Annotated in this window: 11 protein-coding genes and 2 pseudogenes; all 13 read right to left on the bottom strand. The window is 38.4% G+C overall.

What is annotated here, in order from left to right; genetic code table 11:
- Positions 1 to 68: 68 nt before the first annotated feature.
- Positions 69 to 1244, bottom strand: a pseudogene (locus tag HT693_RS11460) (transcription antiterminator); the annotation flags it as partial.
- A 176-nt stretch (positions 1245 to 1420) separates the two neighbouring features.
- Entirely contained in the window at positions 1421 to 2125 is a 705-nt protein-coding gene (locus HT693_RS11465) for an L-ribulose-5-phosphate 4-epimerase (protein WP_001077556.1), read from the bottom strand.
- A gap of 1 nt (position 2126) precedes the next feature.
- Entirely contained in the window at positions 2127 to 2990 is an 864-nt protein-coding gene (locus tag HT693_RS11470; protein WP_023939873.1) for an L-ribulose-5-phosphate 3-epimerase, read from the bottom strand.
- A gap of 3 nt (positions 2991 to 2993) precedes the next feature.
- Positions 2994 to 3659, bottom strand: a complete 666-nt coding sequence (locus tag HT693_RS11475; protein WP_138705148.1) for a 3-keto-L-gulonate-6-phosphate decarboxylase UlaD — start codon at positions 3657 to 3659, stop codon at positions 2994 to 2996.
- A 16-nt stretch (positions 3660 to 3675) separates the two neighbouring features.
- Complete coding sequence (locus tag HT693_RS11480) at positions 3676 to 4161, bottom strand: PTS sugar transporter subunit IIA (protein WP_023939875.1); 486 nt, start codon at positions 4159 to 4161, stop codon at positions 3676 to 3678.
- 76 nt (positions 4162 to 4237) lie between these two features.
- Positions 4238 to 4519: a PTS sugar transporter subunit IIB gene (locus HT693_RS11485; protein ID WP_000241469.1), complete on the bottom strand. Its 282-nt coding sequence runs from the start codon at positions 4517 to 4519 to the stop codon at positions 4238 to 4240.
- A 22-nt stretch (positions 4520 to 4541) separates the two neighbouring features.
- The gene (locus HT693_RS11490) at positions 4542 to 5999 is read right to left on the bottom strand and encodes a PTS ascorbate transporter subunit IIC (RefSeq protein WP_023939877.1); all 1458 of its coding nucleotides are present in this window, start codon (positions 5997 to 5999) and stop codon (positions 4542 to 4544) included.
- 130 nt (positions 6000 to 6129) lie between these two features.
- The gene (locus HT693_RS11495) at positions 6130 to 6753 is read right to left on the bottom strand and encodes a ribonuclease P (protein ID WP_119947505.1); all 624 of its coding nucleotides are present in this window, start codon (positions 6751 to 6753) and stop codon (positions 6130 to 6132) included.
- Positions 6754 to 6803: 50 nt separating this feature from the next.
- The gene (gene jag, locus HT693_RS11500; protein ID WP_023937021.1) at positions 6804 to 7790 is read right to left on the bottom strand and encodes an RNA-binding cell elongation regulator Jag/EloR; all 987 of its coding nucleotides are present in this window, start codon (positions 7788 to 7790) and stop codon (positions 6804 to 6806) included.
- Between the two features lie 17 nt (positions 7791 to 7807).
- Complete coding sequence (locus HT693_RS11505; protein WP_212750406.1) at positions 7808 to 8632, bottom strand: membrane protein insertase YidC; 825 nt, start codon at positions 8630 to 8632, stop codon at positions 7808 to 7810.
- On the bottom strand, positions 8607 to 8978 hold the full coding sequence (rnpA, locus tag HT693_RS11510; RefSeq protein WP_000739244.1) for a ribonuclease P protein component: 372 nt from the start codon (positions 8976 to 8978) through the stop codon (positions 8607 to 8609). The genes HT693_RS11505 and rnpA overlap by 26 nt, the downstream gene beginning before the upstream one ends.
- A 326-nt stretch (positions 8979 to 9304) precedes the next feature.
- Entirely contained in the window at positions 9305 to 9850 is a 546-nt protein-coding gene (locus HT693_RS11515) for a hypothetical protein (protein WP_050223352.1), read from the bottom strand.
- A gap of 5 nt (positions 9851 to 9855) precedes the next feature.
- Positions 9856 to 10311 (bottom strand): annotated as a pseudogene (locus HT693_RS12415) (hypothetical protein).
- Positions 10312 to 10827 lie beyond the last annotated feature (516 nt).

Consider the following 10827-nt stretch of genomic DNA (forward strand, 5'->3'; position numbering starts at 1 on the left):
GGAAAAAAGCGTTTTAAAGTCCACTGTCAGCAGACAATGGACAAGGTTGCTTTTTGAAAATGATTGAGTATAAACCATGCTCCTTCTAAAATTTCCGCAGATTTTCTAGTGACTAAAAATAATTCTCCATACTTGGATCGAATTTGTTTTGTTAGAGGATTTTTAGAAAAAATACCGTAAGTCTTTCTAAATAACAAGGCTTTACAGTGGATCATCAAATTTCGTAACAAATCATCCTTGTTCTCAATCTCCATTCGGATTTGTGATTCAAAATACCAGATAAATTCTTCTAAAGCAAGTTTTAATTGCCGAAAATCATCACTTTCTGCATGAATATCCAAATCTTTACGATAGGAGAGGAGGAGAACAGCTACAAGAGAAACTTCAAGTCCTGACAAAGAAATTTCAAACTTTTGAAACAACCGTTCTCCTAGCTTCTTAGACACCTGATACTCTATTCTTTTTCTTATCAAAGAAAATTCTTTCTCTATATCCTGATGTCTTTCTTGATACTGTTCAACATTATGACAGCTTAACAGCAAATAAGGTAGAACCTGCAACATAAAAGTTATTTCATGATGGTTTATTTTCTTCCCTAAATCTTGTTCAACTAAAGGAACCTGTTCCTTAAAAAATTGGTTCATTTCAACAGAAAGCAAACACTCATCATCTAACCTCTCTTTCATCTTATCTTCTAAAATAGATACAAAAGTGGCATTTTCTTCCATAAAAATATGATATAGAAGCGATTGAAGATACTGAATTTTATTAAGAGGGTGGGCATGAAGGTGGTATCCCTGTGACTTGCTCACTTGCAAGATCACCTGATATTGTTCCAAAGTTAGTTGATAACGAATACTATTCAAATCATTGAGAACAGTATTCCTAGATACCTCTGTTAACTCTATCAATTTTTCAATCGTAATACGTTCTTTAGAAATACCTATCCATAGTAACATTATCATCATACGTTCATGCGCACTCATGATATAATCGTACGAATCTACTTCCGATAATAGTTTACAACAAGCATCTCTCTGCTCTTCCGTTAAGTGAATACCAATTCGTGGAATACTAATGATGTGAAGCGCCTCGTCAACCAGAGCAGCATTGATTTTGTCAATGTGATAATAAATTTTCCTTCTTGACTCTTTCAAATCTTTCGAAATCGCCATAATCGTTTTGGACGTTTCTTGATCCATCAAATATTGAAGCAAATCACAACTTGCCTTATCCAGTACCATATTAAAAAATCCCCCAAATCTATTGATATCACAGCAATTCTTTTTATTTTACCATATATATCAAGCGCTATTTCTAAAAAATCTTTCAAAATTACTTCAACTCCAACTTTACTCTCAATAAAAATCAAATGTAAAAAGAGGAGCTAAATTTATCTTTTTCTCCTCCTTCATCGTTCTTACTTTTGACCATAATAAGCATTTGGTCCATGTTTACGTTGGTAGTGTTTTTCTAGTATGTACTGGGGAGCAGGTCCAACTCTTGGATTGATTTGTTCTGTAAAGCGATTCATCTTTGATACTTCCTCTAGTACGACAGAGTGATAAACAGCATTCTCTGGATTTTTGCCCCAGGTGAATGGACCGTGATTGCGTACAACAATTCCTGGTACTTCAACCGGGTTAAGTCCGCGATGTTCAAACTCTTCTACGATAACCAGGCCAGTATCTTTTTCATAGGCCACTTCTACTTCGTCCTTGGTCAAACTACGGGCGCAAGGGATTGAACCGTAGAAATAATCTGCATGGGTTGTTCCGTAGAAAGGAATATCACGACCTGCCTGAGCCCAACCAACAGCTTCTGTCGAATGGGTGTGAACCACACTACCAATTTCTGACCAAGCCTTATATAATTGCACATGAGTTGGGAGGTCGGAAGATGGTCTTAAATCCCCTTCTAGGATCTTACCATCTAGATCAGTCACTACCATGTTTTCAGGTGTCAATTCGTCATAATCCACGCCTGATGGTTTGATAACAATGACACCGAGTTCGCGATTGACTTCCGATACATTCCCCCAGGTAAATTTGACAAGTCCATGTTTTGGCAATGATTGATTGGCATCACAGACTCGTTTACGCATAGCATTGATTACTTGATTCATCTTACATCAAACCTGCTTTCTTAATGAGTGGATAGAGAAAAGCTTGCGCCTCTTGAATGGCTGCGCGTGTTTCTTCTACTGTTTCACAATTTTCAGACCACATTTCGATTAGGAAAGGTCCATTATAATTGGTTTCCTTTAAAATATCGAAAGCTTCTTCCCATTTGACACAACCTTGCCCGAAAGGTACATCTCGGAACTGGCCCTTTGAACTTTCTGTCACTGCATAAGTATCCTTGAGATGGAGAGCTGCGATGGCATGATGACCAAGATAAAACTCACTATAGATATCATTATGCCATGCAGACACATTACCAATATCTGGATATACAAAGAGGAAGGGAGAGTCAATCTCTTTTTCTATAGCCAAATATTTTTCGATGCTATTGATGAAAGGATCATCCATAATTTCAATAGCAAGTACCACCTGAGCTTCTTCAGCCCAGTCACAGGCTTTTCTCAAATTTTTGATAAAACGTTGGCGTGTCTGGGGTGACTTTTCCTCATAGTAAACATCGTAACCAGCTAATTGAATCGTACGAACTCCCAAGTCTTGAGCTAATTCGATACATTTTTTCATGAGTTCTAGAGATTTTTCCTCTAGAACTGGATCTTTTGATCCCAATGGGTAGCGACGATGGCCTGAAAAACAGATAGAAGGAATACGAACACCAGTTTCATAAATCGCTTTGACAACTTCCAAGCGCTCTTCCTTGCTCCAGTCAAGTCTTACTAAACGCTCGTCACGTTCATCAATAGACATCTCGACAAAATCAAAGCCTAACTCCTTGGCAAAATTTAAACGTTCTAGCCAAGTAAAGTGTGTCGGGGTTGCCTTCTCATAAATTCCAATCGGACGTGCCATGGTTTACCCCCAAATTCGTTTGATTTCATCCTTGAAGGCACGCGCTGCTCCTGCTGGATCCGCAGCCTCCGTAATTCCACGACCTGCGATAAAGGTAAAGACATCAACGCCTTCAAAGAGTTTGAGAGTATCTACATCTAGACCACCGGTTACAGAAACTCGGAAGCCCATGTCAATGAGTTTTTTAACCTTATTAAGGTCTTTTTCACCCCAAGTTTCACCAGCAAGAAGGGCATCACGAGATTGGTGATAGATAGCTTGTGAGATACCTGCATCTAGCCAAAGCTGAGCTTGTTCAAAAGTCCAATCGCCATAAAGCTCGATCTGGATTTCGCCTCGTTCCCCTCGTTCAGTCTTGATAGCCTTTAGAGCTGCTTCCATAGTAGGGATGGTTGCACAACAGATACAAGTCATCCAGTCTGCTCCACGAACCGCATTATTTTTAGCAACTGTTCCACCAGCATCAGCACATTTTGTGTCTGCCACAATAATCTTATCTGAGAAAAGGCTACGCAAGACTTCAGCCAGTTCACTTCCAACTTGAAGCAAGCAAACAGTTCCAGCTTCGATAATATCTACTTCCTGACCAACAGAAACAGCTGCTTTAATCGCTCCTTGCAAGTCTGAATGGTCTAATGCAACTTGTAAATTAGGTATTCTTTTTGTCATTTCTTTATTCCTCTTTCTAACTTTCCAAATCCAATCCTTCGAGATAAGGGCTATCCTTAGATTCTTCAATCATAGCCAAGACATCTTCTTTAGTCTGGCAAGCCTGTAAACGTGCAATAGAATCTTCTAATTCAAACAGGGCAATAATTTGTGGAATGGCTACACTTGTGTGAATTTTTGAGCTTGTTGCTGCTAGTGCCAACAAAACAGATACCTCTTTCCCATCTGAAAATACAACAGGATTTTGTAAGGTAATCAATGAAAAGGCATCACTTTGCACACCAGCTTCAGGTCTAGCGTGGGGCATAGCCATACCTGGCATCAAGATATAGTAAGGCCCATACTCTTCAGTCGATTCAATGATAGCATCGTAATACTCTGGCAAAATTGCCCCACTTTCAATCAAGGGATCTACTGCTACCTTGACTGCTTCTTTCCAATCCTTAGCCTCTAAACCTAGTCGGATCGAGTCATTGTCAATTAAAGCTTGTTTTAAATTCATATCTGCCTCCTTTATTTAAAGAGGGAGAAGGACAGAAACGATAACTCTCAGTTTCTGTCCAGCCCCCTCCAACCTTTTACTGTAGTGCTTGACTGAGTTTTTCGGTGATTTCTTTATCATCCATCAAGTTATCAAGCCCAATTAACTTCCCATTAGTTCGCCCTTCCAATTCTTGAATCAAATGAAGGGAAGCGATTACGATGTCATATCCTACTGCTAAACCTTTAGCTTCACCGACACTGCATGAATTGACTGTAAAATCTGTTTGATTAAGCTTACGGAGAGCATTTTCAACCTTCATCTTGATAACCATTGATGAACCCATTCCATTTCCGCACGCTGCTAATACTTTAACCATTTTATTTCTCCTTTTCTAGATACTAAGCTTCTTCTTGAACTTCACCGTTGTAATATTTCTCTTTATCTTTTGCTTTGGCAAATTGAAGTTGAGGAATAACAAGCAAGAAGAGACACACAAGTACATAACCAACAATAGCAAGGTATTTGAAGATATATCCAAATCCAAGCCATGGGAATTCAAAGTCGATATTTCCATGGTAGCCACCATAAGATGCCAAATCGAGAAGAGCCACACAAAGAGCTCCTAGAGCAACTTGAAGGACACCTGATATAAAGGAAAGGATAACAGCCGCTTTCCATCCGCCGCGTTTATCAGCGTAGACCGCAATGGCTGCATTGTCAAAGAACACTGGTACAAATCCTGTAATAATAAGAATCGGATTTTTAAAGACGATGAGCAAAACAATTGTAATCAATTGACCAATCAAACCAAAGGTAAATCCTGACAAGACAGCATTTGGAGAACCAAATCCATAAGAAGCTGCAACGTCAACCGCTGGGAATGAACCTGGCAACAATTTGTTTGAAATACCTTGGAAGGCGTTTGTCAACTCAGATACGAACATTCGGACACCTTGCATCAAAACGAACAGGTAAACTGAGAAGGTAAAGGCTGTTTGGATAATGTACATAAAGAAATCTTGTTTAGCAGGATTGAATAGAGTTCCTGAAGTGATGACTTCTTTATTAGACATAATGTCTGGATCCAAGATTAAAAGAATGACTCCGAAGAATACGAGCATCAAGGTAGCAGATGCAACAACTGTATCGTGGAAGATTGAGAGGAACTTAGGTAATTTAAGATTGTCTAAACTTTCTTCTTTCTTACCAAAGCGTCCTGCTACTTTATCTACAAACCAGATTGCAAATTGCTGTTGGTGACCAATCGCAAATCCGCCACCACCAGTCAAGCGTTGAGTTGCCTCAACAGTCATATTTGAACTAACTGCCCAGTAAAGTCCACAGATGATACCAATCGCTGCTGTACCGTAAGCATTGCGCAATTGTGGTACTAAGAATAGAACCATAAGAGATACTGTTGCAGCTTGTTGTACCATGATGTGACCAGTAATAAAGAGGGTTCTTACCTTCGTAATCTTTCGAAGAGCTACGAGCAAGATATTTATTCCGAAACCAATCAATAGAGCTGTAGTTGCAGTTCCAACAAAATCTGGAAACTCTGCTGCAATTTTGTTGTTTGCTGCAGCAAGTCCAAAGTAAGGGTCGATAACCGCTGCACCAATTTGGAATTTGTAGTTAAGGGCTGCTAAGATTGGACGGAAGGTTGTAACCAAACCACCAGCACCCACGTTAAGCAACATATACCCTACTGTTGCTTTAACAAACCCTGAGAAAACGTCATGGGCAGGTTTTTTCAAAAGTGCGTATCCTATCAACACCAATAAACCTACGAAAAATGCGGGATTCTGCAAAATATTGCTAGAAAACCAATTTAGAACACTTGAAACGACTTCCATAATTGTTCTCCTTTTGAATTGTTTTTGTAAGTTTATTATATAATGCGAAAGCGCAAACAAAAAGACCAAGAATTACACAGCGGACTGTTCACTCTTGGACTGTATGATTTATGATGTTTTACAAATTATCTTATTTTCTCGTAGCTAGATAATAGGGAAGAATTTTAGAATAAGACTTCAATAAGCCTTCTACGATTTCTTCTTCAGACGAATTTTCTGTCACAGGAACGTCTGCCTTCACTAAAACTTTACGGACTTCTTGGCTGCCTATCTTCTCGACTAAAGTGCGACGATTTTCTTCGTTCGCCTCCCACCGTTGACTTTGGCCATCAGAGTAGGCTAGATAATAAATTCCTTTAACGGTTGGAATGTCTAAAATCTTGGCCTGTTTCTCTAAAGTTTGCTCATCCTTCTTACGTTCGATGAAACTGACTTCCAAAGAAATTCCAAAGTCAGTAGATATCCCATACAAACGTAAGGCCATCATAGGTTCTGTCACTTGTCCGTCTCTCTGTAGATAAACCCAAAAATGTGGTCTCAAACGCTGGGCCTGATTCATCCACTGACTAGTCTGTTGGAGTTGCCATTCTGGATGGCTTGCTTGAAAGGCTTTGGCCAGTTCTGTAAAAGCCTTTCGGGCCTCTTGACCTTTGTGGCGGAATACCAGCATCTTCTCTCGCTCTGCTCCCGCTTTATCAGGATTACGGTACTGCAAACCAGCAAAGTCTAAATAATCTCTTATCTTATTCAACATCCGTTTCATCTCCTCTAGCTAGCAAAAAATCAGGTCAAGCCTGATTTTACTTATTCTGTATCTACAACGACATAGCGATTTGGCTCATCACCCTCAGAGTAACTGGTCACGCCATCCATACGTGAAATAATACGGTGGATAATCTTGCGTTCGCTATTCGACATTGGATCTGTCTGACGACTGCGTCCTTCTTCCAAAACACGAGTCGCCAATTTTTGCGCATAGGTCTGCAAGACTTCTGCACGGTGTTCAACATAATCATTGACATTGATTGTAATATAGAAGGTTCTTGAATAGCTATTATAAAGATAATTTTGAGCCAACAGTTGCAAGGACTTCAAGACTTTACCATGGTAGCCGATAATACGACCTGGTTCGTTGGTGTTAATTTGTAGATTGATGCTACGACGGTTATAGTCATTTGAAATCGTCGCCTCAACGTCCATATAATCAATAATTGTTTGAACATAAGTCGTTACTTCCGTAGCTACTTGTTCAATATCAAAGCTTGGTCCAACTTTCAAGCCCATCTCTGTCAGGTCTTGATTTTCAGTCTGGTCTTGCTCAGTTTCAAGGTCATCAGCGCCCTCATCTTCCCTCATCGCTTCCTCGATTTGAAGTTCATTTAAAATCTCAATGTGACCAGTTTCTTCTAAGATAGTGCTGGCATGTCTTTCATGTTTTAAGATTTCAGCCTTGACTTCATCAGAAATACCTTGGCCTTCTTCCTCAATCTTTTTAATTGCCTCTACAACATGACCCAAATCAACGGTCGCTTCACTAACTGTTTTAACAGGCTCATTCAAATCATTGATTTGTTTTGGAACTCCCTTTACAGCTTGTTGATTTGCTTTGACAACAGTCGTTTCACTAATCGCTTCAATATGCACTTGGGCTGGTTTTTTACCAAATAAACCAAGAAAGCCTTTTTTCTCCCTAGAAATGACTTTAATATGTGCCTTCTTCCTTGGAATATCTAATTCTTTCAATCCTTTTTGGATTGCTTCTTCAACAGTTGAACCTGTAAATACTACCATTACCAGATTCCTCCTTATTATTTCGTTTTCTGAGCCTTTTTCTTGGCTTTTCTTTTTCTATTTTCCAAATCTTTCTGTGCCTGTACTACAGCCTCGCGCTCTGCGATAATCTTGAATGGATTGTTCAAGAAATAGGTTTGCAAGACTTGATAAGCATTAGACACTGTCCAGTATAGGGCGACTCCACCTGGCGCATAAACTGCAAAGATAAAAATCAAGACTGGAATCCCATACATCATCGCAGTCGTAGCGCCATTTCGCTCAGACAAAGCTTTGTTGGACAACCAAGTACTTAAAAAGGTGAATACTGCTGCTAAAATCGGAAGAACAAGGGTTGTATCCACACTACCAAGGTTAATCCATAAGAAATGACCTGTCTTTAAAAAGTCAACTCTTGATAGGGCTTGGAACAGGGCCAAAATAACCGGCATCTGAATCAAAATCGGCCAAAGAGAGTCTGACTGTCTGACACCCATTTCTTTAAATACTTTACGCATTTCCTGCTCTAGTTTGGTTCTGCTTTCCATATCTCGACCTGGATATTGTTCTCGAAGCGCCTTAATGCGTGGCTGAGCTTCCTGCATTTTCCTAGAAGCCACCATTTGCACCTGAAAGACTGGCAAGAGGACTGTACGAATCAAGACCGTAAAGAGAATAATCCCCACTCCGATACTAATATCAAACGATAAAAAGCGAATGATTTCCGCAAAGAAGTAAACCAATTTACTCCAAAAATCAGCCGAATCGGCTGTAATATCGCTAGTTACCCCATTAGTCGCACAGGCTGTCATGATCAATAGAGACAGTCCTAGCAAACTAGTCAACTTTAGTTTCTTTTTCACTCCCATTTCCTTCCTGGTAAATCTTTGATAATTTTAATACGTGGAGTAGATTTTTCTCCATCTCTGCGTATCCCAAGGTTTCAACCCCTTTTCGAGCAATGACAACAAAGTCGACATCTTCTACCAGACTCCCTTTTGCATTCTGGATAATATGTCGGATTCGTCTCTTGATTTGATTTCTAGTGACCGCATTCCCCAGCTTTTTGCTAACTGATAGACCTACTCGAAAATGATTTTTCTGGTTTTCTAGTTGGTAGACGACAAATTTGCGATTGGCAAAACTTGTCCCCTCCTTGAAAATCGCCTTAAAATCTTTCTCTCTTTTTACACGAAAGTTTTTCTTCAAAACTCAACTCCATCTATTAAATTACTACTATTATACCATATTTTTCAAAAAAGCCAATCATAGCAAGGTTTTGGACAATTCTACCAATATTCTCTTGTTTATTTTTTAATCCTTTTCGTCGTGCTTTCATTCTCTTTCTTATTGTCACAATGTCTACCGTTCCCGTAACAGTCTATACTTAAAACTTAAAAAATTTGAAGTCATTTTCCCTGTAAACACTAAAAACGACAAAATGGTTAGAAAATTTATTTTCCAACCACTTTATCACATTCATTAAAGACAGAATTATCATTTTAACATTCTTAATTACAAGTATTTAAGCATAACTAACCCCAAATAGCACATTTTCCAGCAGAGATTCCTAATTGTGCAACGATTCCTGCAACGTTACTCTTCATGCCAAATTTAGCAAGTTCCATTGCTATATATGAGGCAGCTTTGCCCCACATTTTACCTTGAATATAACTGATAATGTCCCCTCTCATTAAATCAACAAGTTCCATACCTGGAATCATACCAATCAACTCATCACGCATACATGAAACAAAATCTCTATCTTGTAAAGAGGCTTGCAAGTTTTGAACCAAATTAGGCTCTGTATAAATACGTTCAATGCCCATTACAATATACGGTGCTAAAGTGCCATAGCGTTCTGTCAATAATTCTTTATTAACATAAAGAACGCCATTCTCATAACTCGTCGCTTCTGTAAACAAGAATTTCAAATCCTTCTCTACTTCGGCAACATCAATATACTCTACAGTTGTATTTGGAACCTTTGTTTCATTAGCGTATGCAATCCCTATAAAACTCGGTACCATAATAAGCAAAGTCGTAGCAATAACAATACATTTTGTAATTATCTTTTTCATCTCATTCACTCTTTCTGAAAGAAATCGTGTTGTGCTAAATAGTCATAATGTTGTTTGTTAAATTGATACTGTCCTAAATGTTGACTGATATTACCTACATCTACTGAAAAGATGTACTGTTCACTTTGATAGTGCCATTTAATTCTAACTGTGTTCAAGACTGTGTTATAACTAAAATCTTCAACTTGACTTCAGGACATTTCAATGACTTGATTAGGCCGATTTTCAGTTACATCACTAATGTCCATCAAGTAAATCCCCTTAGATGTGAATGACATAATCTTTGGCTTCACACTCGACTGAACATAGTAGACTCCTCCTATAATGAAAAAATCAATAAAGGATTTCAGCCATGTCTTTTTCTTAAAAGCCATCAGAAAATTCCTTTGTCCCTCGATATGACAAGTTGAAAGAAATGATTCAATCTGTTTTTCTGTTGCAAATTCCATAATAGTACCCATGATGTTACCTCCATAACTATAAACCAAGAACGATACAACAGCTCTTATAACTTATTACTGTACTATTATAGCATAAATTGTAAGCGGATACAATCAAAAATTGACATAATATAAAATATTAATCGATGACACCTGTCATTCTAAGCGAAAATTAGAAATAAGTTATCTTTTATCACTTTTATAGCAAATTTAAATTACAACAGCACAATACGACTTCTAATACATTTTTAGAAATGCATTGAAATCAGCTAATTAATTTATTCACATTTTATAGTATGTTGAAATCCCGACTTTATCACTTAAAAAATACAAAAGGGCAGCTAACCCCTTGCGCGACAAGGGATTTCGCTGTTCTTTAATCTCGTTTAGGTGTTGTATATGGAGCTTTGGCGTAATTTTTGAGTTCTTCAAACTTCACGAACCCTTTGTTCCATTCCATGCCTAATAGTCTATTTAGTATAAGACAATATGGACTTTCTGGTAGTCTATAGTAATTATATTGTAACCTCGTTGAGT

It is taken from the genome of Streptococcus sp. 2154 (assembly GCF_013277255.1).
GTDB classification, from domain to species: Bacteria; Bacillota; Bacilli; order Lactobacillales; family Streptococcaceae; genus Streptococcus; species Streptococcus pseudopneumoniae.

Bases quoted from the DNA above. Each gene is read 5' to 3' on its own strand.
- HT693_RS11465 (WP_001077556.1), bottom strand. From the start codon at position 2,125: ATGAATCAAGTAATCAATGCTATGCGTAAACGAGTCTGTGATGCCAAT.
- HT693_RS11470 (WP_023939873.1), bottom strand. From the start codon at position 2,990: ATGGCACGTCCGATTGGAATTTATGAGAAGGCAACCCCGACACACTTT.
- HT693_RS11475 (WP_138705148.1), bottom strand. From the start codon at position 3,659: ATGACAAAAAGAATACCTAATTTACAAGTTGCATTAGACCATTCAGAC.
- HT693_RS11480 (WP_023939875.1), bottom strand. From the start codon at position 4,161: ATGAATTTAAAACAAGCTTTAATTGACAATGACTCGATCCGACTAGGT.
- HT693_RS11485 (WP_000241469.1), bottom strand. From the start codon at position 4,519: ATGGTTAAAGTATTAGCAGCGTGCGGAAATGGAATGGGTTCATCAATG.
- HT693_RS11490 (WP_023939877.1), bottom strand. From the start codon at position 5,999: ATGGAAGTCGTTTCAAGTGTTCTAAATTGGTTTTCTAGCAATATTTTG.
- HT693_RS11495 (WP_119947505.1), bottom strand. From the start codon at position 6,753: ATGTTGAATAAGATAAGAGATTATTTAGACTTTGCTGGTTTGCAGTAC.
- jag (WP_023937021.1), bottom strand. From the start codon at position 7,790: ATGGTAGTATTTACAGGTTCAACTGTTGAAGAAGCAATCCAAAAAGGA.
- HT693_RS11515 (WP_050223352.1), bottom strand. From the start codon at position 9,850: ATGAAAAAGATAATTACAAAATGTATTGTTATTGCTACGACTTTGCTT.